Source organism: Nocardioides sp. Root240 (genome assembly GCF_001428825.1).
Taxonomy (GTDB): Bacteria; Actinomycetota; Actinomycetes; order Propionibacteriales; family Nocardioidaceae; genus Nocardioides.
Genome location: NZ_LMIT01000002.1, coordinates 430,108 through 451,803, shown reverse-complemented (window position 1 = coordinate 451,803; position 21,696 = coordinate 430,108). Strand labels below are relative to the sequence as shown.

The window sequence follows — 21,696 nt, the reverse complement described above, 5'->3', positions numbered from 1 at the left end:
ACCGCCGGTCAATCTAGCCAGAAGGGCTCCGCTCCGGCAATGCGGGTGGCAGGCCGCGAATCGGGCCAGTGAGCCACGCACAGTCGAAGATCGGCACCGCGGAGGCTCCCACCACCGTGACCTGCCGTGGTCGCCCCGGCCGCCAGAGCCCGACGGACGTGCCCTTCGTCACCAGGAGCGCGGTGCCGTGCGGGTTCCAGCAGCCGATGTCCCAGTCGGACGGGACCGGGATCGTGCGCTTCAGGTCGTCGGTGAGCACGAAGCCGGTCGCGTGCATCCCCGGCCTGAGGGCGGTCACCGGCTGGCGGTCGGGATAGGGATTGGCCAGCAGTGAGAACCGTCCGCCGGGCCGCCCGAGGTCGCGGACCAGCCGTCCCTGCACGTCCCGCTCCTGCAGCCGGGTGGCCACACCGGGACCCGGTTGGGTCGGCGCGGCCACCAGGACCGTGCCGTGCGGTCCCCAGACGGCCGCGGGGTCGCGGGGGTCGTTGGGGAGCAGCTCTCGCCGTGGCCGGCCCGGGACGTAGACGTCGGTGGCCGAGCCGGTGTCGGTGCCACGGGCGGCCAGCACCCGCCCCCGGCCGTCGATCGACGGGCCCATGGCCGACTGCCGGCCCCACAGCGCCGAACGACCGCCGGCCAGCACGCGCAGTTGGTCCGAGCCGTTCTCGGCACTAGCCAGGGCGATGCCGGCATCGGACGCCGACAGCGCGGAGATCCCGAAGCCCCGGGGGTTGGCGGTCAACCGACGCAGCTCGCCACCGGGCAGCCGCGCCTCGAGCACGTCGGCGGAGTAGGCGTCCGGCCCGCTCAGCACGTAGAGCGCCCCCTCGAGCAGGAGGGACTGGCCGTCCCAGAGACCGGGCGGCTCGACCCCGCCCGAGGCCACGGCATCCACCGTGTCATCGGGCCCGGCCAGCGGCCCCTGGCCCTGGCACGCAGCCAGGGCCAGGACCGAAGCCAGCGCCAGGACCAGGGTCGGCAGCTGGAGGCGACGCATCAGTCGAAGTCCCCGCACCCGATGCCGAAGGGGTTCTTGCAGTGGGCACGCGTCGCCGCGGCGAGGACGTAGCCGACGGCGCCACCACTCCCCTGGGGCACCTCGACCAACAGGTGCCCGTTGTTCCCCTGGTAGTCGGCGCTCCCCTGCCAGCGCCAGGTCGTGCCCGACTTGTAGAAGGTGTTGACGCGGTTGGGGTTGAAGGGCTCGATCTGGTCCCACCGGCCGACGTCGCCGCTGCGACCGGTGCTGCCGGTGTGGCGGTCCTTGTCGGCGACCGTCGTGCTGGCACCGATCGAGACCGGGCCACCGCCGACCTTCAGGCTGATCGTGGAGCTGACCGAGCCGTCGACGACCTCGGTGCCCCACTGTGTCCCGATCGTGCGGTCGGTGCGCGAGGCGTAGGCGACCGAGGCCCCGTCGAGCCACTGGTGGAAGCCGTTCCACACGTCGCCGCCGCCGGTCACGCAGAACTCGATCTGGCGGGTGAGCGTCCGCCCGAGCGTGCGGGCACGGTTGAGCGTGTAGGGGAACAGCAGGTACTTCAGGCTGTAGGACCGCCCGTCCGCGCTGACCCGCAGCACGTTGCCCGGCCGCAGGCGGCCGGTGGAGTCGCGCCGCACCAGGCAGGTGTAGGACGCCCGCGCACTCCGCTGCGACGGCCCGAACGCGCGCGTGCCGACCGCGACCCGGTGGGTCGGGCGCCCCGTGGAGCGGGCGCGCCCTGCCTTCGACAGCACACGCACGGCGCGCGTGCGGGGGTCGTAGCGCACCTTGACGACCAGCTCGACGGCCGAGCGCTGCCGCACCCTGTCGCCGGGCAGCGGGGCTGCACTGTCGTCGTCGGACGGCGCCGCGGCCGCCCGGTCGGTGACGGCGATCGCGCCGATCCCCAGCATCAGGGCCACGACGAGCGCGGCCAGGACCTTCCTGTTCATGCATCCTCCCGAGATGTGTGTGTGGTGCGAGGATCACCTCGCGCCAGCACCGTATGACCACACGGAGATGGGGTCAAAGGAGGTGCGCCGGCCTGTGGAGAACCGGTCCGCTCAGAGCGAGAGCGGCGTCTTGCAGACGTCGCGGGCCTGCTGCTCGACACCGCTGAGCGCCGCCGCCGTGTCCTCGGCACCGAGCCGCACGGCAGCCGTCCGGATCGCCTTGCGCTGGTCGGCGCTGAGGCCCTCGGGCGGCTTCTCGGGGTCGTACGACGCCGGGTCCACCCCCGCGTCGTCGAGCGCGTCACGCAGGTCGCTCACCCTGTCGACGACGATGCGCCACTCGTCGCGGATGTCCTCCGGTGCCTCGTCGGCGAGCTCCTCGAACGCCGGGAGCGCGCGCAGCAGGCCGGTCTCGGCGCCCGCGGAGCGGGCCGCGCCGATGTCCTCGCGGTGGTCGACCACGGCGTCGCAGTAGGACGCGAACGGGTCGTCGCTGTCGTCCGGGCCCACCAGGAGGTAGGCCGCGCCACCGGCGACGGCCAGCAGGAGGACGACCAGCGGGAGTCCCCACCCGCGGGAGCGGGTCACCCCAGCAGCCCGCGCAGCTCGTCGTTGGCACGCAGCACGGCATCCCGCATCGCGACCGGGTCCGGGCCCAGCCGCAGCACGCCGCGCGAGGAGCTGGCCAGGACGTGGCGCGCGCTGGAGCCGAAGATGCGCAGGATGTCGGCACTCGTGCCGCCCTGCTCGCCGTACCCGGGCGCGAGGATCGGGCCGTTGAGCGCGAAGTCCAGGCCGTTGCCGTCGATGGTGGCGCCGACGACCGCACCGAACGAGCCGAGCGGCGTCGCGCCGGCGTTGAGCTCGCGCAGGTGGTCGAGCATGGCGGAGGCGACCGTGCGGGCGCCGTACTCCTCCGACGTCACGGCCTCCTGCACCTCCGGGCCCTCCTTGTTGGAGGTGGCGGCGAGGACGAACAGGCCGGCGTCGAAGCGGCGGGCGGTGTCGACGAAGGACAGCAGCGAGCCGAAGCCGAGGTAGGGGCTGATCGTGATCGCGTCGGAGGCCAGCGGCGACGACGGGTCGAGGTAGGCGTCGGCATAGGCCTGCGAGGTCGAGCCGATGTCGCCGCGCTTGATGTCGAGCAGCACCAGCGCACCCGCGGCGCGCGACTCGGTGATCACCCGCTCGAGGACGGCGACACCCCTGCTGCCGAATCGCTCGTAGAAGGCCGACTGCGGCTTCACCACGCTGGCGTACGGCGCCACGGCCTCCACGGCACCGAGGGCGAACGCCTCGAGCCCGGCGACGTCGTCGTCGTACCCCCAGTCGTGGAGCAGCGCGCTGTGCGGGTCGATCCCGACGCAGAACTGGCCGCGCTCCTCCATCGCCGCAGCGACACGGGCACCGAAGGTCACCGCGCCACCTCCGAGCTCGCGAGGAGGTGGATCACGCGGGGAGATTGAGCAGCCGCGCAGGCGACGCAGGAGCCTGCGACCGGCGTATCGAAATTCACGAGAGCCTCCTCAGGGCTTCAGGGGTCAGGTCGGCCAGCGTGGGGTACCCGTCGACGGCCATGACGAGGTCGGCCTCGGCCTGCAGGGCGCGGACCTGGTGGATCGCGCCCGGGACGCCGCCGAGGGCGAGGGCGTAGACGTAGGGGCGACCGATCGCGACGGCGTCGGCCCCGAGGGCGATCGCCTTGACGACATCGGCCCCGGTGCGGACGCCGGAGTCGAAGACCACCGGACCGCGGCCGTCGACCGCGGCGACGACGTCGGGCAGCCACTCGAGCGCGGCTCCCCCGCCGTTGGCCTGGCGGCCGCCGTGGTTGGAGCAGTAGATGCCGTCGACACCCTCGTCGAGCGCGCGGCGCGCGTCGTCGGGGTGGCACACGCCCTTGACCAGGATCGGCAGCTTCGTCAGCGACCGCAGCCACGGCAGGTCGTCCCACGTGACCGGGTGGCCGAACGTGCCGACCCAGGTCATCACGACCGTGCCCGGGTCGGGGTCCGGCCCGGTCATCTCCTGGAAGACCGGGTCGGAGGTGTAGTTGGCGAGCGCCTTGCCGCGCAGCTGCGGGAAGTTGCCCGACGCGAGGTCGCGCGGGCGCCAGCCCGGCACCCAGGTGTCGAGGGTGATCACGATGGCTTCGTAGCCGGCCGCCTCGGCCCGGCTCACCAGGCTCGCGGCGAGCTCGCGGTTCTTCGGCGTGTAGAGCTGGAACCACTTGCCGGCGTCGCCCGCCGCAGCCGCCACGTCCTCGAGCGGGTCGCTCATCAGCGTCGACCCGATCAGCGGTACGCCGGTCGCGGCCGCCACCTCCGCGGAGTGCACGTCGCCGTGCTGGTCCGCCGTGCACAGGCCGACGACGCCTACGGGTGCGAGCAGCAGCGGGCTGGCCAGCGTCCGGCCGAACAGCTCGACGGACAGGTCGCGCTCGGGGCTGGCCCGGAACATGCGCGGCACCAGCGCGTACCGCGCGAACGCCTCGACGTTGGCGCGCTGGGTCGCCTCGTCACCGGCGCCGCCGGCGACGTAGGTGCGCAGCTCCGGAGGGAGCGCCGCGAGGGCGTTGCGCTCGAGCTCGGCGTGGTCGAAGGGATGCGCCGGCAGGACGCCGCCGAGGGCTCCGAGGTAGAGCTCGATCTGGTAGTCGCCGAACGCCATGCGCACACCGTAGTTGAGGCGGTCGGTGCATTCCGGAGCAGGGCGGGCGCCCCGCGGCCTACGATCCGGCCTGTGCCGACATCGCCCACCTTCGCCCAGCGCATCGACGCCCGCGTCGCCGAGGCCTTCGACCGGCGCCTGGTCGACCGGATGGCCGCCGGCGGCAACCGCGGTCTCGCCCGCCTGGCAGCGGTCGCGCTCGCGACGCCGGTGCACCTGGTGAGCATCGCCGTCCTGGCAGCGGCGGTCTACGTCGTGGTCCGCGGCGACAACCTGTGGGCGTGGGCGGTCGGCGCCTTCCTGGCCGCCGTGGCCTGGGTGACGCGCCCCCGGCTGCTCTGGGCTCCGGACCCGGACTCGATCCGGGTCGACGGGTCGGCACCCGAGCTGGTCGCACTCGTCCGCGAGGTCTGTGAGCTCGCCGGCACCCGTCCACCCGCGCAGGTCCGGGTCGACGACGCCTTCAACGCCTATGTCAGTCCGATCGGGATCGGTCAGCGTCAGCTCGTCCTCGGCGCCACCCTGTGGGCCGCGCTCGGCCCGCAGGAGCGCGTTGCACTGCTCGGGCACGAGATCGGGCACCTCGCGCACGGTGACCTGCTGAGCGGCCAGTTCGTCGGGGGCGCCTACGACACCCTTCGCGGCTGGATCAGCCTCCTGCGCCCGGACACGTGGGAGACGGTCCTCATCCACGCGGCCATGGCCCCGCCACGCTGGCTCCTCCGTGGCTACCTGCACCTGCTCGTGCGGGTGAACGCGACGTCCTCGCGCAGCCAGGAGCTGTACGCCGACCTCTTCGGTGCTGTCGCCGCCGGGACCGACGCCGCAGCCTCGCTCCACGAGGTCACCCTCCTCGCCGAGGGCCTCGACGTGGTCGCCAACCGAGCGGCCATGGACCGGGACCGGCCGCACATCGGCGTGTCGATCGCCGACCGGGTGGCGTCGTACGACGCGGCCCAACGTGCGGGCAACCGACGGGCCGCCGCCGAGGACGAGCGACGCACCGACGCCAGCCACCCTCCGACCGTCGACCGGCTGCGCCTGGTCGAGTCCGTGGAGCGCTCGATCCCGGCGATCGTCGTCGACGCCGCTCGCAGCCGCCGGATCGACCAGCAGCTCCAGCCCGCGCTGGACCAGGCGTTCAAGCGGCTCGGCGACGCCTACCGCTACGTGCACTGACCCGCGATCAGTCCCGGAGCGCCCTGAGGAGCTGCTTGGGCCAGCTCGGGCCGCCGTAGATGAGGCCGCTGTAGACCTGTACCAGGTCCGCTCCGGCCGCCACCCGCTCGCGCGCGTCGTCGGGCGTGCTGATGCCGCCGACGCCGATCAGGCTGATCCGGTCGCCGACCCGGCCGCGGAGCAGCCGGACGACCTCGGTCGAGCGCTGCGTGAGGGGCGCGCCCGAGACACCGCCGGCACCGAGGGCCTCGACGTCGGCGGCCGGCGTGCGCAGGCCCGCGCGCGAGATCGTCGTGTTGGTGGCGATGATCCCGGCGAGGCCGAGGTCGAGGGACATGTCGGCAACGGCGAGCACGTCGTCGTCGGACAGGTCGGGCGCGATCTTCACGGCGAGCGGGACCTGTCGGTCGCCCGTCACCCGGTCGGCGGTACGACGGACGTGGGCCAGCAGCGGGGCGAGCTTCTCGACCGCCTGCAGGTTCCGCAGGCCCGGGGTGTTCGGGGAGCTGACGTTGACGACGAGGTAGTCGGCGTACGGCGCCAGCAGGCGCGTCGAGGTCTCGTAGTCGGCCTCGACGGCCGCCTGGTCGTCGTCGGGGACGACCTTCGACTTGCCGATGTTGACGCCGAGCACGAGCCCGCCGGGCTTCGCCCGGCGCTTGGCGAGGCGGCGCGCGACCGCCTCGGCACCGTCGTTGTTGAAGCCCATCCGGTTGACGATCGCCCGGTCCTCGGGGAGGCGGAACAGCCGCGGCTTCGGGTTGCCGGGCTGCGCGAGCGCGGTGACCGTGCCGATCTCGACGTGGCCGAACCCGAAGGCGCCCATCCGGTCGTAGACCTCGGCGGTCTTGTCGAAGCCGGGCGCCAGGCCGAGCCGGTTGGGGAAGGTCAGGCCCATCGCCTCGACCGGGTGGCGACCGGGGATCCGGGCGCGGGTGAGCACCGGTCCCCCGGCCTTGAGGGCGTCGTAGGTCAGGTGGTGCGCCTTCTCGGCGTCCATCCGGACCAGGACGTTGTCGAAGACCCGGTCGTAGATCGATTTCGAGGCTCGCTGCGCTCGCACCTCAATCACCGACGCGCCCGTGCCACTCCTGCAGGGACTTCACGCCGATCGAGCCGGCGCGGATCGCCGCGATCCCCTGCACCGCCGCGGCCAGGCCCTGCACCGTGGTGATGCACGGCGTGCCCGTGAGCACGGCGGAGGAGCGGATCTCGTAGCCGTCGATGCGCGAGTCGCCGCCGCCGGTGGAGCCGTGCGGGGTGTTGACGATCAGGTCGATCTCGCCGCCGAGGATCATGTCGACGACGGTCGGCTCGCCGTTCGGGCCCTTGCCCTCGAAGTGCTTGCGGACGACGGTCGCCTGGATGCCGTTGCGGCGCAGCACCTCGGCCGTCCCCTGCGTCGCGAGGATCTCGAAGCCGTAGTCCGCGAGGACCCGGGCCGGGAAGATCATCGTGCGCTTGTCGCGGTTGGCGATCGAGATGAACACCTTGCCCTCGGTCGGCAGCGAGCCGTAGGCCGCGGCCTGGGACTTGCTGAACGCCGTGCCGAAATCGGCATCGAAGCCCATCACCTCGCCGGTCGACTTCATCTCCGGCCCGAGGACCGTGTCGACGAAGTTGCCCTCCTTGGTGCGGAACCGGTTGAAGGGCAGCACCGCCTCCTTGACCGCGATCGGGGAGTCGGCCGGCAGCGTGCCGCCGTCGCCCTCGGCCGGCAGCGCACCGGACGCGCGCAGGTCGGCGATGGTCTCACCCAGCATGACGCGGGCGGCGGCCTTGGCCAGCTGGGTGCCGGTCGCCTTGGAGACGAAGGGCACCGTGCGGGAGGCGCGCGGGTTGGCCTCGATGACGTAGAGCACGTCGGCGCCGAGCGCGAACTGGATGTTGATCAGGCCGCGGACGCCGACACCCTTCGCGATCGCCGTGGTGGCCTCGCGGATCCGGGTGATCTCGGCGTCGCCGAGCGTGATCGGCGGCAGGGCGCAGGACGAGTCGCCGGAGTGGATGCCGGCCTCCTCGATGTGCTCCATGACGCCGCCGAGGAAGAGGTCGGTGCCGTCGTAGAGCGCGTCCACGTCGATCTCGACCGCGTCGTCGACGAACCGGTCGACCAACACCGGGCGGTCCGGGCTGATCTCGGTCGCGGCCTCGATGTAGGCCTCGAGCGCCGCGTCGCTGTAGACGATCTGCATGCCACGGCCACCGAGGACGTACGACGGGCGCACCAGCACCGGGTAGCCGATCTCGTGCGCGATCTTCTGCGCGTCCTCGTAGGACACGGCCGTGCCGTGCTTCGGCGCCACCAGGCCGGCGGCGGCGAGGACGCGACCGAAGGCGCCGCGCTCCTCGGCGAGGTCGATCGCCTCGGGGCTGGTGCCGGCGATCGGGACGCCGGCGTCCTGCAGGCCCTGTGCGAGGCCCAGCGGCGTCTGGCCGCCGAGCGTGGCGATGACGCCGGCGATCGGGCCGGCCGCCTTCTCCGCCTCGTAGATCTCGAGGACGTCCTCGAGGGTCAGTGGCTCGAAGTAGAGCCGGTCCGAGGTGTCGTAGTCGGTCGAGACCGTCTCCGGGTTGCAGTTGACCATGATCGTCTCGTAGCCGGCCTCGGCCAGCGCGAGCGATGCGTGCACGCACGAGTAGTCGAACTCGATGCCCTGGCCGATGCGGTTCGGGCCGGAGCCGAGGATGATCACGGCCTCCTTGCCCTCGGCGCGCGGGAGGACCTCGGTCTCCTCGTCGTAGGACGAGTAGTAGTACGGCGTCGCCGCGGCGAACTCGGCGGCGCAGGTGTCGACCGTCTTGTAGACCGGCCGGACGCCGAGCGTCTGGCGCGCGATCCGGACCTCGGACTCCTGCAGCCCGCGGATCCCGGCGATCTGCGCGTCGGAGAAGCCATGGCGCTTGGCCAGGCGCAGCGCACCGGCGTCGAGCGACTCGGAGGCGGCGACCTTCTGGGCCACCTCGTCGATGAGGAACATCTGGTCGACGAACCACGGGTCGATCTTCGTGGCGTCGTGGACCTCCTCCTGGGTCGCACCGGCGCGGATCGCCTGCATCAGCTTCTGGACGCGACCGTCGTGCGGGACCTTGATCGCCTCGAGCAGTGCGTCCTTGTCGCCGGGCTCGCCGGTCCAGTGGAAGGGCGCGGCCTTGTTCTCCAGGGAGCGGAGCGCCTTGTTGAACGCCTCGGTGAAGTTGCGGCCGATCGACATCGCCTCGCCGACCGACTTCATGTGCGTGGTCAGGGTGGTGTCGGCGGTCGGGAACTTCTCGAACGCGAACCGCGGCACCTTCACCACGACGTAGTCGAGGCTCGGCTCGAAGGAGGCCGGGGTCTCCTGCGTGATGTCGTTGGGGATCTCGTCGAGGGTGTAGCCGACCGCGACCTTCGCGGCGATCTTGGCGATCGGGAAGCCGGTCGCCTTGGAGGCCAGCGCGGAGGAGCGCGAGACCCGCGGGTTCATCTCGATGACGATCACCCGGCCGTCGGCGGGGTTGACGGCGTACTGGATGTTGCAGCCGCCGGTGTCGACGCCGACCTCGCGGATGATGCCGATGGCGAGGTCGCGCAGGTGCTGGTACTCGCGGTCGGTCAGCGTCATCGCCGGGGCGACGGTGATCGAGTCACCGGTGTGCACACCCATCGGGTCGAAGTTCTCGATCGAGCAGATGATGACGACGTTGTCGGCCTTGTCGCGCATCACCTCCAGCTCGTACTCCTTCCACCCGATGATCGACTCCTCGATCAGCACCTCGGTGGTCGGGCTGGCGGACAGGCCGGCACCGGCGATGCGGTGCATGTCGGCCTCGTCGTAGGCGATGCCGGAGCCGAGGCCGCCCATCGTGAACGACGGCCGGACGACGATCGGGAAGCCCAGCTCGCCGGCGGCCTTCTCGACGTCGTCCATCGAGTGGCACACGAAGCTGCGGGCGACCTCGCCGCCGACCTTGTGCACGATCGCGTTGAACAGCTCACGGTTCTCGCCGCGGTGGATCGCCTCGAAGCTGGCGCCGATCATCTCGACGCCGTACTTCTCGAGCACGCCGCTCTCGTGGGCCGCGATGGCCGCGTTGAGGGCGGTCTGGCCACCGAGGGTCGGCAGGATTGCGTCGGGGCGCTCCTTGGCGATGACCTTCTCGACGAACTCCGGGGTGATCGGCTCGACGTACGTCGCGTCGGCGAACTCCGGGTCGGTCATGATCGTGGCCGGGTTCGAGTTGATCAGGATGACCCGCAGGCCCTCCTCCTTGAGCACCCGGCACGCCTGGGTGCCGGAGTAGTCGAACTCGCAGGCCTGGCCGATGACGATCGGCCCGGAGCCGATGACCAGGACCGACTTGATGTCTTCACGCTTCGGCATCAGTTGCCTTCCAGGAGCTCTACGAACCGGTCGAACAGGTAGGCCGCGTCGTGGGGACCGGCGGCGGCCTCGGGGTGGTACTGGACGGAGAAGCTCTTCAGCTTCCCGCCGGCGTCGCGGAGCTCGAGGCCCTCGACGACGTCGTCGTTCAGGCAGACGTGGCTGACCGTCGCGACGCCGTACGGCGTCGCGGTGGGCTCGCCGACCGGCGCGTCCACGGCGAAGCCGTGGTTGTGCGCGGTGACCTCGACCTTGCGGGTCGTCAGGTCCATCACCGGCTGGTTGATGCCGCGGTGGCCGTACTTCAGCTTGTAGGTGCCGAAGCCGAGCGCGCGGCCGAAGAGCTGGTTGCCGAAGCAGATGCCGAAGTACGGCAGGTCCTGCTGCAGGGCCTGCTGGAGCAGCTCCACCTGGCCGGTGGTCGCGGCCGGGTCGCCCGGGCCGTTGGAGAAGAACAGGCCGTCGGGGCCGACCGCGAGGACGTCGTCGATGCTCGCGGTGGCGGGCAGCACGTGGACCTCGATGCCGCGCTCGCTCATCCGGTAGGGCGTCATGTCCTTGATGCCGAGGTCGAGGGCGGCGACGGTGAACCGCTTCTCGCCCTGCGCCGGGACGACGTAGGCCTCGTTGGTGGAGACGGCCTCCGAGAGGTTGGCGCCGGTCATCTCGGCCGACGCCTTGACCTTCTCGAGGAGCTTCGCCGGGTCGGTCTCGACCGTGGAGATGCCCACGCGCATGGCGCCGCTCTCGCGCAGGTGACGAGTCAGCGCGCGGGTGTCGATGCCGGAGATCCCGACGACGCCCTGCGCCTTCAGCTCGTCGTCGAGGGAGCGCTGCGAGCGCCAGTTGCTGGGCACGCGGGCGGGGTCGCGGACGACGTACCCGGCGACCCAGATGCGCTTCGACTCCGGGTCCTCGTCGTTCATGCCCGTGTTGCCGACGTGCGGGGCCGTCATCACCACGACCTGGCGGTGGTACGACGGGTCGGTGAGCGTCTCCTGGTAGCCGGTCATGCCGGTGTTGAAGACGGCCTCGCCGAAGGTCTCGCCCTCGGCGCCGTAGGCCTCGCCGTGGAAGGTGCGCCCGTCCTCGAGGACGAGCAGGGCGGGGGTGGTCATACGAGAGCTCCTTCCAGCACCGTGGGCGTGCCGCGCAGCAGCGTGGCGACCACCCGTCCGGTGAGCTTGCGGTCGTGCCAGGGATTGTTGCGGCTCAGCGAGACGCTGGCGGCGCGGTCGACGACCACCTGCGCGGCAGGGTCGACCAGGGTCAGGTTGGCGGGCTCGCCGACCGCGATCGGCCGGCCGTGTCCGTCGAGCCCTGCGATGTGGGCCGGGTTCGCGCTCATCACGCGGGCGACGCCTGCCCAGTCGAGCAGGCCGCCCTCGACCATCACCGTGGTGACGACCGAGAGAGCGGTCTCGAGGCCGAGCATGCCGAACGCCGCGTCGACGAAGGCGTGCTCCTTGTCGTGGCGGGCGTGGGGGGCGTGGTCGGTGGCGACCGCGTCGATCGTGCCGTCGGCGAGTGCGGCGCGCAGCGCCTCGACGTCCTCGGCCGGGCGCAGCGGCGGGTTGACCTTGAATGTCGGGTCGTAGCCGCTGAGCAGGTCGGTGGTCAGCAGCAGGTGGTGCGGCGTGACCTCGGCGGTCACGTCGATGCCCTGGGCCTTGGCCCAGCGGACCACCTCGACGCTGCCGGCGGTCGAGACGTGCGCGACGTGGACCCGGCTGCCGGTGTGGCGGGCGAGCATCACGTCGCGGGCGACGATGACCTCCTCGGCGATGCCGGGCCAGCCGGGCAGACCGAGTCGGCCGGACAGCTCGCCCTCGTGGCAGCACGCGGTCGGACCGGCGAGCGCCGGGTCCTGGCTGTGCTGGCTGACCACGCCGCCGAACGCCTTGACGTACTCCAGCGCGCGCCGCATGACGCGCGCGTCGTGGACGCACTTGCCGTCGTCGGAGAAGACCCGGACCTTCGCGCGGCTGCGGGCCATCAGGCCGAGCTCCGCGAGCTCCGCGCCCGCGAGGCCCTTGGTGACGGCACCGACCGGCTGGACGTCGACCAGGCCGGCCTGACGGCCCAGGTCGAGGACCCGCTCCGCCGCCTCGGCCGTGTCGGTGACGGGGTTGGTGTTGGCCATGGCCAGGACGGCGGTGTAGCCGCCGACCGCCGCGGCGCGGGAGCCGGTGAGGACGGTCTCCGCGTCCTCACGGCCCGGCTCGCGCAGGTGGGTGTGCAGGTCGACGAGGCCCGGCAGCAGGCGCAGGCCGTCGGCGTCGATCGTGTCGTCAGCCTTCGTGGTGACGGTGCCGACCTCGGCGATGGTGCCGTCGGCGACGAGGACGTCGGCCGTCGTACCGTCGGGCAGGGTGGCGCCCTTGATCAGGGTGGTCATGCAGACTCCCCTCCCATCGACTCAGGCTCGCCGGCGAGCAGGTGGTAGAGCACGGACATCCGGACGGCCACGCCGCTCGAGACCTGGTCGAGGACCAGGCTGTCGGCGGCGTCGGCGGCGTCCGGGGAGATCTCGAGCCCGCGGTTCATCGGACCGGGGTGCAGGATCGGCGTACCCGGCTTCAGCAGGTCCAGCCGGTTGCGGGTGAGGCCGTAGCCGACGGTGTACTCCCGCGCCGTCGGGAAGAAGCCGCCGCTCATCCGCTCGCGCTGGACGCGCAGCATCATCACCGCGTCGACATCGGGCAGGACCGCGTCGAGGTCGTAGGACGTCGCGAAGCCCGCCGCCTTCGACCAGTCCCCCACACCTGACGGCATCAGCGTCGGCGGCGCCACGACCGTGACGCTCGCGCCGAGCTTGACCAGGCTCTTGACGTTGCTGCGGAACACCCGGCTGTGGGTGACGTCGCCGACGATCGCGACGTGCTTGCCCTCGAGCGTGCCGAGCTTGCGGGTCAGGGCGTAGCCGTCGAGCAGCGCCTGCGTGGGGTGCTCGTGGGTGCCGTCGCCGGCGTTGATGACCGGAACGTCGACCCAGCGGCTGATCTGCTCGGCCGCGCCGCTCGCCGAGTGGCGCACGACCAGGCCGTCGATGCCCATCGCGGTCACGGTGAGCGCGGTGTCGCGCAGGGACTCGCCCTTGCTCGCGCTGCTGCCCTTGGCCGAGAGGTTGATGACGTCGGCGGAGAGCCACTTGCCGGCGATCTCGAAGCTCGACCGGGTGCGGGTGGAGTCCTCGAAGAAGAGGTTGATGACCGTCCGACCGCGCAGGGCCGGCAGCTTCTTCACCTCACGCTTCTGGACGTCGTGCATCTCCGCCGCGGTGGCGAAGATGCGGTGGATGTCGGCGACCTCCAGGTCGTCGATGCTCAGCAGGTGCCGGTTCACCGGATCGTCACCTCGTCCTCCCCGTCGATCTCGCTCAGGCGCAGGCTGACGCGCTCGCTGCGCGCGGTGGGCAGGTTCTTGCCGACGTGGTCGGCACGGATGGGCAGCTCGCGGTGCCCGCGGTCCACCAGCACCGCCAGCCGTACGACGGCCGGCCGGCCCAGGTCCGACAGCGCGTCGAGCGCGGCCCGGATGGTGCGGCCGGAGTAGAGCACGTCGTCGACCAGCACGACGGTCTTGCCGTCGATGCCCCCGGCGGGAAGCTCGGTGCGGTGCGGGGCGCGCGTGGGGTGCGAGCGCAGGTCGTCGCGGTACATCGTCACGTCGAGCGACCCGGTCGGCGGCGTCGTACCCTCGACCTTCGCGATGTTGTCGGCCAGCCGGCGCGCCAGCGGGACACCGCGCGTGTGGAGGCCGAGAAGCAGGAGATCCTCGGCGCCCTTGTTGCGCTCGAGGATCTCGTGGGAAATGCGGACAAGAGCCCGGCTGATGTCGCCGGCGTCGAGGACGACGCGCCCTTCGGCGGGGCTCTGCGCGTGGGTAGGCATCAGCGTGCCTGACCTCCTTCTCCGCCTCACGGGACGGCTCCTTAAAGGATGTCTGATCGGGCTCCACCCTACCGGGCGACCAGCCCTCCGGCCGAACCGGGTCCGGTGTGCCGCGGACCACGGCGCGGGCAGTCGCGCCGGACAGGACGAAGGGGCCCCGTGTCCCCGGAGCCCCTTCGCGTCGTACGGCGATCAGACGATCACTTGAAGGCGTCCTTCACCTTCTCGGCCGCCTGCTTGAGGTTGCCCTTGAGCTGGTCGCCCTTGCCCTCCGCCTCGAGGTCCTCGTTGTCCGTGGCCTTGCCGAGTGCTTCCTTGGCCTGGCCCGTCTTCTCCTCGGCGGCGTTGCTGATCTTGTCGTCGAGACCCATGTCGGGACTCCCTTCAGTTTCGCGCGGCGGACCTCGGCTGGCCCGCTCGGCCGTACACCTGCACTACCCCGCCTCCTCCGTCCGATCCGGGCGAGTCCTGTCCGGGAGGGCCAACCTGTTCCTCAGCCACGACACCGTGCCGGCCGCCAGCCCGCGCGCCTTCGGCCGCCACCCCACCGGGGCGACCAGGAGCGGGCAGGCGTCCGGCAGCATCCACTTCACCTCGTGGTAGACCCGCGAGACGGTCTCGTACGTCTCGACCAGGAGGAGCCCGGGCCCTGCCTCGCGCACCTCGCGCCACGGCCCGGGCTCCCCGAGGACGTGCCGCGCTGCCGACGGATCACCGAGCCACACGAGGCAGACGTTCATGGAGGTCTGGTGCCCGCGCGGCACGACTCCACCCGTCAGAGGTCGCGGAGGTGCAGGAGGCCACGCAACCCCAGGGGGCGTCGGTACGACGGCGTCTCGAGCCCGTCGACGATCACGGACGCGCCGAGCCAGGTAGCGCCCGTGTCGTCGACGAGTGCCTTCGCAGTGAGCGCTTGCCCACCCGTTGCGATCCAGTCGTCCACGAACAGGACCCGGTCACCAGAGCGGACCAGCGCCCTGCGAAAGCCCATCACGAGCTGGCGGTCGCGGTAGTCCGGGGGCGTCGTGCGGGTCCGCCACGCGTCGCTGTCCGCCGCGGTCCCCGGCTCCTTCCGGAGCTCGACGAGCCCGACCCCGAGGTGGGCAGCGACGAGTGAGCCCAGCAGCGTGCCACGCGACTGGGGCGCCAGCACGACCGTCGCCTCCGCTGCCGACGGCACGACACCTGCGAGCGCGGGGCCGAGGAGGCTCAGCACGACCGGATCGCGCCACCAGCCCGTCAGGTCGGCACGCCCACCGTCGTCGTACTTGTCGCCGATCCAGCGAAAGCGCGCGCGGAGGTGGTGCTGGACGGCGGACACCAGCCGCAGCCCGGGCAACCCGGCTCGTCAGCTCCATCGGATAACCGCGTGTCCCGTGCCCCGGTTCGTCGTACCGTCGGCCGGTGGGCAAGCGGACTGATCTCTCCGGCGAGGACTTCAGACACCAGAGGCTCGACGACACGCTCGGACCGCAGTGACCCAACCGTCAGGCGCGCGCGCCCGCCAGCGCCCCCATCACCCGCGCGAGCCGGACCCGCAGCCCGAGGACCGCCCGCCGTACGCCGGTCACAACGCCGCCGCCATCCCCGCGCAGGCGCGCAACCACGAGCGTCGCGTGGCGGCGGACAGCTCGGCGTACGGGACGACCGAGCCGGAGACGAGGGCGGGGTCGTAGGGGACGCGGTAGACGCCGCGGGTGCGCTGCTCGTAGACCTGCACGAGGTCGCGGGCGAGGGCCTCGTCGACCTTGGGGCTGGGGTCGGAGAGGACGGTGACGGTCTTGTACTTCAGGTTGTCGTAGCCGGCATCCTGGAGCGCATCGAGCATCCAGAGACCGCTGTAGCCGGTGTCCTCGCGGACCGTGCTGGTGACGACCAGGAGGTCCGCGGCCTCGGCGGCGGCGAGCCAGTTCTCGGCCCGCAGGTTGTTGCCGGTGTCGACCAGGATCAGCCGGTAGAAGCGCTCGAGGAGCGAGTGGACCTCGGCGAAGTCCTTCGCGTGGATCACGCCGGTCACGTCGGGCCGCTCGTCGGAGGCGAGGACGTCGAAGTGCGCGTCGCCCTGGGAGCGGACGAAGGCGCCGAGGTCGCCGATCCGGGACTGGTCGGCGTGACGGAAGCGCTCGACGTCCTCGAGCAGCTCGCGGGTGGTGTTGCGGTGCTGGCTGCGGGCACCGCGGATGCCGAGGGTGCCCCGGGTCTCGTTGTTGTCCCAACCGATCACGCCGCCGCCGCGGACGGTGCCGAAGGTGTAGCCCGCCGCGAGCACGCCGGTCGTCTTGGCGGCGCCGCCCTTCGGGTTCACGAAGGCGATGGTGCGGGGGCCGTCGAACTCCTTCTGCACCTGCGCCCGGTCGGCCTCCCAGGCCCGCTCCTTGGCGCTCATCGCGGGCTTGACCAGGCCACCGGACCAGCGTCGTACGCGGCCCTGCCAGCCCCACGTCGCCGGCCCGGGCTCGCGCTCGGCGTGGCGCCGGTCCAGGAAGTCCGTGGCGGTCATGAAACGACGCGGCTCGACCGGGGCCTGGTACGGCGGCGGAGGCGCCGCCGGCGGAGGTCCCGGGGGCGCCGGGCGAAGGAGCGTGTGCTCCCCCGCTGGCGGGATCGGGTCGGTCAGGGGGTCGGGCGAGGGGTGACTCACGGGTACCTCCGAGATAGGTAGTGGCCGCGGCCAAAACTACCCCGATCTGTCAGGACACCTCGGTCACTGCTCCCAGGGCGGTCTCGACGGCGCGGTGGAAGGTCGGGTACGCGAAGTGCATGCCGCGCAGGGTCGCCAGCGGGACCTCGGCGTGCACGGCGGTCACCAGCATGCCGATGATCTCGCCGCCCGACGGTCCGACGGCGGTGGCGCCGACGAGCACGTCGCGGTCGAGGTCGACGACGACCTTGATCACGCCCTCGTTGCCGACCTTGTGCAACCAGCCGCGGCTCGACTCCTGGAGCTTCGTGGTGCCGACGCCGACACGGAGCCCGGCGTCGCGCGCCTGCTTCTCGGTCATGCCGACCGAGCCGACCTCGGGGTCGGTGAAGGTCGCGCGGGAGACGGCGCGGTAGTCGGCCCACGGACCGGCCTCGCCGGTGAGGTCCCGGATCGCGACATCGGCCTGGTACATCGACATGTGCGTGAAGGCGCCCTTGCCGGTGATGTCACCGATCGCCCAGAGACCGTCGACGCCCGCCACGCGCATCCGCTCGTCGACCTCGATCGTGCGCGCCGACGGGTCGGCGCCCACGGTGTCGAGCCCGATGCCCGCCAGGTTCGTACGACGCCCCGCCGCCACCAGCAGCGTCTGGGCGCCGAGGGAGGTCCCGTCGGCGAGACCGATGCTGAAGGCACCCTCGTGGGACACGGCGGTGACGCCGACGCCGGCCCGGACGGTGATGCCCTCGGCCTCGAGCGCGGCCGCGACGACCGCGCTCGCCTCCGGCTCCTCCGGGCCGAGGATCCGCTCCCCGGCCTCGACGACGGTGACCTCCACGCCGAAGCGCGAGAAGGCCTGGGCGAGCTCGCAACCGATCGCCCCGCCGCCGAGCACCACGAGGCTCGAGGGGAGCTCCCGCAGACGCACGGCGTCGCGGTTGGTCCAGTACGGCGTGCCGGCGAGCCCGTCGATGGGCGGCACCGCGGGCTCGGTGCCGGTGTTGAGGACGACGCCGCGACGGGCCGTCAGCTCGACGGGTCCGTCGGCGGTCTCGACGACCACGCGGCCGGGTCCGTCGAGGCGGCCCTCGCCGCGCACGAACCGGGCGCCGGCCTTCTCCAGCCGCTCGACGGCGACGGCGTCGTCCCAGTCGTCGGTGGCCTCGTCGCGGATCCGGTCGGCGACGGCGGTCCAGTCGGGCGAGACGTCGGCCGAGCCGGCAAGCGCACCGACGCGACGGGCCTCGGCCAGCGCGTCGGCGGCCCGGATCATCATCTTCGACGGGATGCACCCGAAGTAGGGGCACTCACCGCCGACCAGGCGCCGGTCGACCCCGACCACGCTCAGTCCGGCGCGGGCCAGGGAGGCGGCGACGTGCTCACCGCCCGGTCCGAGTCCGATGACGACGACGTCGACCTCTGCAGGCTGCGGCATGACGGCCAGACTGGCACATGCACCAAGCCCCCACCAGCGTCCGCAGGTCCACCGCTTGGGCAGGAACCGCATCCCGGGAGCCGGAATTGTTGCGGTTTGGTCCCAAACCGCAACAACTCAGACCAGCGTCGACTTGCTCCGTTGGATCGCGCCGAGCACGCCGTTGACGAACGCCGGCGACTCATCGGTGGAGAGCTCCTGGACGAGCGCCATCGCCTCGGTCACCGCGACCGTGTCGGGGACGTCGTCGACCCAGAGCATCTCCCAGACGCCGATCCGCAGGACGTTGCGGTCGACGGCGGGCATGCGGGCCAGGCTCCAGCCGGTGGAGAACTCGGAGAGGACCTCGTCGATCCGCTCGCGCCGCTCCGTCACGCCCTCGACGAGGGTGCGCGTGTAGGGGTTGCTCGGCGGCTCACCCTCGGCGATGACGCGGGCGAGGGCCTCGACGCCCGTCTCACCGCGCATGTCGGCGGCGTAGAGGACGTCGAGGGCGCGCTTGCGGGCCTTGGTCCGGGCTCCCATCAGCCCTTCACACGGCTCAGGTAGGAACCACCGTCGCGGGTGTCGACCTTGATCTTCTCGCCCTGCTCGATGAAGAGCGGGACCTGGATCTCGGCACCGGTCTCGAGGGTGGCGGGCTTGGTACGGCCGGTGGCGGAGTCGCCGACGACGCCCGGCTCGGTGTAGGAGACGAGCAGCTCGACCGAGGCCGGCATCTCGATGAAGAGCACGCGGCCCTCGTTGGTGGCGATGACGACGTCCTGGTTCTCCAGGAGGAAGCCGGCGGCCGAGCCGACGATCTCCGGGGCGACCTCGATCTGGTCGTAGTCCTGGACGTCCATGAAGACGAAGTTGGTGCCGTCGTTGTAGAGGTACTGGAACGAGCGGCGGTCGACCGTGGCGGTCTCGACCTTGGTGCCGGCGTTGAAGGTCTTGTCGACGTTCTTGCCCGACTCGACGTGCTTGAGCTTGGTGCGGACGAAGGCCGGGCCCTTGCCGGGCTTCACGTGCTGGAACTCGACCACCTGCCAGAGCTGGTTCTCCAGCTTGAGGACCATGCCGTTCTTGAGGTCGTTCGTCGTAGCCATGCGTCAGCCTTCTTCGATGCAGATGTCAATGGGTGGGGCCACGGCCGTCACGGCGTGGCACAGCCCCCGATCCTATCGACGCTCGTCAACGGCGGAGAAATCTTCGTCACCCGCGTAACACCTGTCGCGCCCGGCGGCATGAACCCGGTGTACGGCGACAACGGGTCGCCACGAGGGAGGACACCATGCGCAAGCTCACCCCGTACCGCACCGCGGCCGCCGCCTTCGCCATCGTGCTCGCCACGCTCGGAGGCGCGTACGCCGTGGGCGCGGCGAACGACTCCGACGACCACGGGCCGAGCGTGGTCGACGACTCCACGAGCGACACCCCGGAGGCCGACGAGACCGACGAGACCGAGGCCCCGGAGGCCGAGGAGACCGACGAGACGGACGCGCCCGAGACCGACGACCCCGAGACCGACGACCCCGAGACGGACGCCCCGGAGACCGACGACGCCGACGACCAGGGCCAGGCCGAGAACGAGGGCCCCGACGACCAGGGCGACCACCGCGGCCGTGACCACGCCGAGGACGACGCCGACGACCAGGGCGAGGACGACGGAGAGCACCACGGCGGTGAGTCCGAGGCTCCCGAGGTCGACGACGACTCCGGTCACGACGGCTCGGGCCACGACGGCTCGGACGACCCGACGGACGACCCGACGGACGAGCCGACCGACGACTCGGGCCACGACGGCTCAGGTCACGGCGGATCCGACGACTGACCCCCGACGCCCGGGACCCGCGACAATGGGTCCCGGGCGATCACTCCCCCTGACGAGAACGATGAGCATGGACCGCACCCCTGACCTCAGCCTGCCGATCCCGGAGACGCCGGCCGACCCGGCTTTCGTCGCGCAGCTGGCCCTGGAGGCGCGCGCCTCCGTCCCCGGGTCCGGTACGGCGCCGGCTGTCGCCCCGCGGGGCTGGATGGCCGCCGTCGCCGCGGCCGCCGCGGTCGCGGTGGTCGCGGGTGGCGCCGTGGCGCTGACCGGGCTGGGCCGCGACGACGAGCCGGAGCCGCTCCCCTCGACGTCGATCACCCCGAGCGACGACGCGTCCAGCACCGACGCCACGACGCCCCGTGACGACCCCGACGGCTCCCGCGGCCCGGAGGACACCTCCAGCGCGCCCGTCGCCGACGATCCGGCCCCGGGTTCGGTGGGCCGCACCGACGACGCCGGCGAGGCCCAGGGCTCGACCGGCGATGACCACGGCGGCCGCGCGGGCGACGAGGCCACCGACGACAGCGGTCACCACGGCTCCGACGACAGCACGGACAGCGGCTCGGGCAGTGACTCGGGCAGTGACTCGGACGGCGGCGGGGGCAGGGACCAGGCGAGCGACACCCCGGACACCCCGGAGACGACCGACGACAGCGGGCACCACGGTGGGGACAGCGGCCGCGACAGCGGCAGTGGCGGCACCAGCGGCAGCACGGACGGCACCGACGCGGCCGCCCCGGCGGGGGCCTGAGACGGCGCCGCGGGTGGAGGACGAGCTCATTGCGCGGGCTCGGGACGGGGACCCTGACGCCTGGCGCGAACTGTACGAGAGCCTGACCGGCCGCTTGTTGGTCTGGCTCCGTGCGCGTCCCTCGGGTGACGTGCTGGCGGCTCCGGACGACCTGGTCGCCGAGACGTGGCTGGTGGCCGCGCGCTCGATCGCGGACTTCGAGGGCGACCGCGACGCCTTCGCGGGCTGGTTGTTCGGCATCGCCCGCAACAACGCCCGCGCCGCCCGCCGTCGTACGTCGCGCCGCGCGACCTCCCCGGTCGAGCCGGCCGACCTGGGGAACGTGGTGCCCTTGCGACGCCACCTCGCCGCGCCCGGGACTGCCGAGCACGTGACCGGGGCGGACTGGGCCCGACGGGTGCTGGCCGAGCTCCCCGAGCGCGAGCGGGAGGTGCTGACCTGCACCGAGGTCGCGGGCCTGAGCAACCAGCAGACCGCCGTGGCGCTGGGCATCAGCGCGACCGCCGTCCGGGTGGCACGCCACCGCGGGCTGACCCGGCTGCGCCGCACGCTGCCGGCGCCCGGGCTCACTGCGCCGCGATGAACTCCAGGGCCTGGCGGTAGCCGTCGATGCCCTCGCCCTCGATCACCTTCGCCGCGTGCGGGGTGACCACCGAGGTGTGCCGGAACTCCTCGGGCCGCTTCGACGGCGCACTGATGTGCACCTCGACCAGGGGCGCGGTGAGCTGCGCGCAGGCGTCGTAGAGGGCGTAGGAGTAATGCGTCCACGCGCCGGCGTTGAGCACCACGGGCCACGACAGGTCGGCCGCGTCGTTGAGCCAGTCGAGCATCTCGCCCTCGTGGTTGGTCTGCTGGAAACGCACGTCGAGGCCGTAGTCCGTGCCCCAGCCGCTGAGCAGCTCGGCGAGGTCGGAGTGCGTGGTGTGACCGTAGATCTCCGGCTGCCGCCGGCCCAGCCGCCTCAGGTTCGGTCCGTTGAGGACGTAGACCTCCTGCTTGCCCATGG

Annotated in this window: 22 protein-coding genes and 1 pseudogene; 4 read left to right on the top strand and 19 right to left on the bottom strand. The window is 72.1% G+C overall.

All coding sequences use genetic code 11. From position 1 onward, the window contains the following. Window positions 1–13: 13 nt before the first annotated feature. The 5 genes from ASE20_RS05165 to ASE20_RS05145 form a co-directional block, all read right to left on the bottom strand. Window positions 14–1,000: a hypothetical protein gene (locus ASE20_RS05165; protein WP_056893446.1), complete on the bottom strand. Its 987-nt coding sequence runs from the start codon at window positions 998–1,000 to the stop codon at window positions 14–16. Beyond that, on the bottom strand, window positions 1,000–1,938 hold the full coding sequence (locus ASE20_RS05160; RefSeq protein WP_056893445.1) for a hypothetical protein: 939 nt from the start codon (window positions 1,936–1,938) through the stop codon (window positions 1,000–1,002). The genes ASE20_RS05165 and ASE20_RS05160 overlap by 1 nt, the downstream gene beginning before the upstream one ends. A gap of 111 nt (window positions 1,939–2,049) precedes the next feature. Then, the gene (locus ASE20_RS05155) at window positions 2,050–2,526 is read right to left on the bottom strand and encodes a hypothetical protein (RefSeq protein ID WP_056893444.1); all 477 of its coding nucleotides are present in this window, start codon (window positions 2,524–2,526) and stop codon (window positions 2,050–2,052) included. Next, window positions 2,523–3,356 carry an orotidine-5'-phosphate decarboxylase gene (pyrF, locus tag ASE20_RS05150; protein ID WP_056893443.1) on the bottom strand — a complete coding sequence of 278 codons (834 nt, stop codon included), beginning with the start codon at window positions 3,354–3,356 and terminating at the stop codon, window positions 2,523–2,525. The genes ASE20_RS05155 and pyrF overlap by 4 nt, the downstream gene beginning before the upstream one ends. Window positions 3,357–3,450: 94 nt before the next feature. Next, the gene (locus ASE20_RS05145) at window positions 3,451–4,608 is read right to left on the bottom strand and encodes an alpha-hydroxy-acid oxidizing protein (RefSeq protein ID WP_056893442.1); all 1,158 of its coding nucleotides are present in this window, start codon (window positions 4,606–4,608) and stop codon (window positions 3,451–3,453) included. A gap of 72 nt (window positions 4,609–4,680) precedes the next feature. Here ASE20_RS05145 and ASE20_RS05140 point away from each other — a divergent pair, with 72 nt between their 5' ends. Next, a complete protein-coding gene (locus ASE20_RS05140; protein ID WP_056893441.1) occupies window positions 4,681–5,787 on the top strand; it encodes a M48 family metallopeptidase in 1,107 nt (368 codons plus the stop codon). 7 nt (window positions 5,788–5,794) lie between these two features. Here the strand turns inward: ASE20_RS05140 and ASE20_RS05135 are convergent, their stop codons facing one another. From ASE20_RS05135 to efp, 13 genes and pseudogenes are all read right to left on the bottom strand, one after another. Beyond that, window positions 5,795–6,850: a quinone-dependent dihydroorotate dehydrogenase gene (locus ASE20_RS05135; protein WP_056893440.1), complete on the bottom strand. Its 1,056-nt coding sequence runs from the start codon at window positions 6,848–6,850 to the stop codon at window positions 5,795–5,797. A 1-nt stretch (window position 6,851) separates the two neighbouring features. Next, a complete protein-coding gene (gene carB / locus ASE20_RS05130; RefSeq protein WP_056893439.1) occupies window positions 6,852–10,151 on the bottom strand; it encodes a carbamoyl-phosphate synthase large subunit in 3,300 nt (1,099 codons plus the stop codon). Next, complete coding sequence (carA, locus tag ASE20_RS05125; RefSeq protein ID WP_056893438.1) at window positions 10,151–11,269, bottom strand: glutamine-hydrolyzing carbamoyl-phosphate synthase small subunit; 1,119 nt, start codon at window positions 11,267–11,269, stop codon at window positions 10,151–10,153. The genes carB and carA overlap by 1 nt, the downstream gene beginning before the upstream one ends. Continuing rightward, window positions 11,266–12,549: a dihydroorotase gene (locus ASE20_RS05120; RefSeq protein WP_056893437.1), complete on the bottom strand. Its 1,284-nt coding sequence runs from the start codon at window positions 12,547–12,549 to the stop codon at window positions 11,266–11,268. The genes carA and ASE20_RS05120 overlap by 4 nt, the downstream gene beginning before the upstream one ends. After that, on the bottom strand, window positions 12,546–13,496 hold the full coding sequence (locus ASE20_RS05115; protein WP_056893436.1) for an aspartate carbamoyltransferase catalytic subunit: 951 nt from the start codon (window positions 13,494–13,496) through the stop codon (window positions 12,546–12,548). Before ASE20_RS05115 ends, ASE20_RS05120 begins: the two co-directional genes overlap by 4 nt. Continuing rightward, window positions 13,493–14,044, bottom strand: a complete 552-nt coding sequence (pyrR, locus tag ASE20_RS05110) for a bifunctional pyr operon transcriptional regulator/uracil phosphoribosyltransferase PyrR (protein WP_056893435.1) — start codon at window positions 14,042–14,044, stop codon at window positions 13,493–13,495. The genes ASE20_RS05115 and pyrR overlap by 4 nt, the downstream gene beginning before the upstream one ends. A gap of 200 nt (window positions 14,045–14,244) precedes the next feature. Next, a pseudogene (locus ASE20_RS25990) lies at window positions 14,245–14,343 on the bottom strand (CsbD family protein); the annotation flags it as partial. Between the two features lie 135 nt (window positions 14,344–14,478). Continuing rightward, window positions 14,479–14,784: a hypothetical protein gene (locus ASE20_RS05100; protein WP_157538664.1), complete on the bottom strand. Its 306-nt coding sequence runs from the start codon at window positions 14,782–14,784 to the stop codon at window positions 14,479–14,481. Window positions 14,785–14,819: 35 nt separating this feature from the next. Next, on the bottom strand, window positions 14,820–15,365 hold the full coding sequence (locus ASE20_RS05095; RefSeq protein ID WP_056893432.1) for a phosphoribosyltransferase family protein: 546 nt from the start codon (window positions 15,363–15,365) through the stop codon (window positions 14,820–14,822). 246 nt (window positions 15,366–15,611) lie between these two features. Then, window positions 15,612–16,544 carry a MinD/ParA family protein gene (locus ASE20_RS05090; RefSeq protein ID WP_225869217.1) on the bottom strand — a complete coding sequence of 311 codons (933 nt, stop codon included), beginning with the start codon at window positions 16,542–16,544 and terminating at the stop codon, window positions 15,612–15,614. A gap of 190 nt (window positions 16,545–16,734) precedes the next feature. Beyond that, window positions 16,735–18,123 carry a dihydrolipoyl dehydrogenase family protein gene (locus tag ASE20_RS05085; protein ID WP_056893431.1) on the bottom strand — a complete coding sequence of 463 codons (1,389 nt, stop codon included), beginning with the start codon at window positions 18,121–18,123 and terminating at the stop codon, window positions 16,735–16,737. A 117-nt stretch (window positions 18,124–18,240) separates the two neighbouring features. Then, window positions 18,241–18,648: a transcription antitermination factor NusB gene (nusB, locus tag ASE20_RS05080; RefSeq protein WP_056893430.1), complete on the bottom strand. Its 408-nt coding sequence runs from the start codon at window positions 18,646–18,648 to the stop codon at window positions 18,241–18,243. Further along, entirely contained in the window at window positions 18,648–19,214 is a 567-nt protein-coding gene (gene efp, locus ASE20_RS05075; protein ID WP_056893429.1) for an elongation factor P, read from the bottom strand. Before efp ends, nusB begins: the two co-directional genes overlap by 1 nt. Before the next feature lie 185 nt (window positions 19,215–19,399). Here efp and ASE20_RS05070 point away from each other — a divergent pair, with 185 nt between their 5' ends. The 3 genes from ASE20_RS05070 to ASE20_RS24975 all read left to right on the top strand — a co-directional run bounded on the left by ASE20_RS05070 (window position 19,400) and on the right by ASE20_RS24975 (window position 21,273). After that, entirely contained in the window at window positions 19,400–19,939 is a 540-nt protein-coding gene (locus tag ASE20_RS05070; RefSeq protein ID WP_056893428.1) for a hypothetical protein, read from the top strand. A 67-nt stretch (window positions 19,940–20,006) separates the two neighbouring features. After that, the gene (locus tag ASE20_RS24980; RefSeq protein WP_056893427.1) at window positions 20,007–20,690 is read left to right on the top strand and encodes a hypothetical protein; all 684 of its coding nucleotides are present in this window, start codon (window positions 20,007–20,009) and stop codon (window positions 20,688–20,690) included. After that, complete coding sequence (locus tag ASE20_RS24975) at window positions 20,605–21,273, top strand: RNA polymerase sigma factor (RefSeq protein ID WP_082612168.1); 669 nt, start codon at window positions 20,605–20,607, stop codon at window positions 21,271–21,273. The genes ASE20_RS24980 and ASE20_RS24975 overlap by 86 nt, the downstream gene beginning before the upstream one ends. On the opposite strand, the gene ASE20_RS05055 is transcribed toward ASE20_RS24975, so the two are convergent. Further along, window positions 21,257–21,694: a type II 3-dehydroquinate dehydratase gene (locus ASE20_RS05055; RefSeq protein WP_056893425.1), complete on the bottom strand. Its 438-nt coding sequence runs from the start codon at window positions 21,692–21,694 to the stop codon at window positions 21,257–21,259. The two genes, ASE20_RS24975 and ASE20_RS05055, sit on opposite strands and share 17 nt — an antisense overlap. Between the last annotated feature and the right edge of the window lie 2 nt (window positions 21,695–21,696).

Coding starts and splice junctions, on each gene's coding strand:
- ASE20_RS05165 (WP_056893446.1), bottom strand. CDS start 1,000: ATGCGTCGCCTCCAGCTGCCGACCCTGGTCCTGGCGCTGGCTTCGGTC.
- ASE20_RS05160 (WP_056893445.1), bottom strand. CDS start 1,938: ATGAACAGGAAGGTCCTGGCCGCGCTCGTCGTGGCCCTGATGCTGGGG.
- ASE20_RS05145 (WP_056893442.1), bottom strand. CDS start 4,608: ATGGCGTTCGGCGACTACCAGATCGAGCTCTACCTCGGAGCCCTCGGC.
- carB (WP_056893439.1), bottom strand. CDS start 10,151: ATGCCGAAGCGTGAAGACATCAAGTCGGTCCTGGTCATCGGCTCCGGG.
- carA (WP_056893438.1), bottom strand. CDS start 11,269: ATGACCACCCCCGCCCTGCTCGTCCTCGAGGACGGGCGCACCTTCCAC.
- ASE20_RS05120 (WP_056893437.1), bottom strand. CDS start 12,549: ATGACCACCCTGATCAAGGGCGCCACCCTGCCCGACGGTACGACGGCC.
- pyrR (WP_056893435.1), bottom strand. CDS start 14,044: ATGCCTACCCACGCGCAGAGCCCCGCCGAAGGGCGCGTCGTCCTCGAC.
- ASE20_RS05100 (WP_157538664.1), bottom strand. CDS start 14,784: ATGAACGTCTGCCTCGTGTGGCTCGGTGATCCGTCGGCAGCGCGGCAC.
- ASE20_RS05090 (WP_225869217.1), bottom strand. CDS start 16,544: ATGACCGCCACGGACTTCCTGGACCGGCGCCACGCCGAGCGCGAGCCC.
- ASE20_RS05085 (WP_056893431.1), bottom strand. CDS start 18,123: ATGCCGCAGCCTGCAGAGGTCGACGTCGTCGTCATCGGACTCGGACCG.
- nusB (WP_056893430.1), bottom strand. CDS start 18,648: ATGGGAGCCCGGACCAAGGCCCGCAAGCGCGCCCTCGACGTCCTCTAC.
- efp (WP_056893429.1), bottom strand. CDS start 19,214: ATGGCTACGACGAACGACCTCAAGAACGGCATGGTCCTCAAGCTGGAG.
- ASE20_RS05070 (WP_056893428.1), top strand. CDS start 19,400: ATGCGCAAGCTCACCCCGTACCGCACCGCGGCCGCCGCCTTCGCCATC.
- ASE20_RS24980 (WP_056893427.1), top strand. CDS start 20,007: ATGGACCGCACCCCTGACCTCAGCCTGCCGATCCCGGAGACGCCGGCC.
- ASE20_RS05055 (WP_056893425.1), bottom strand. CDS start 21,694: ATGGGCAAGCAGGAGGTCTACGTCCTCAACGGACCGAACCTGAGGCGG.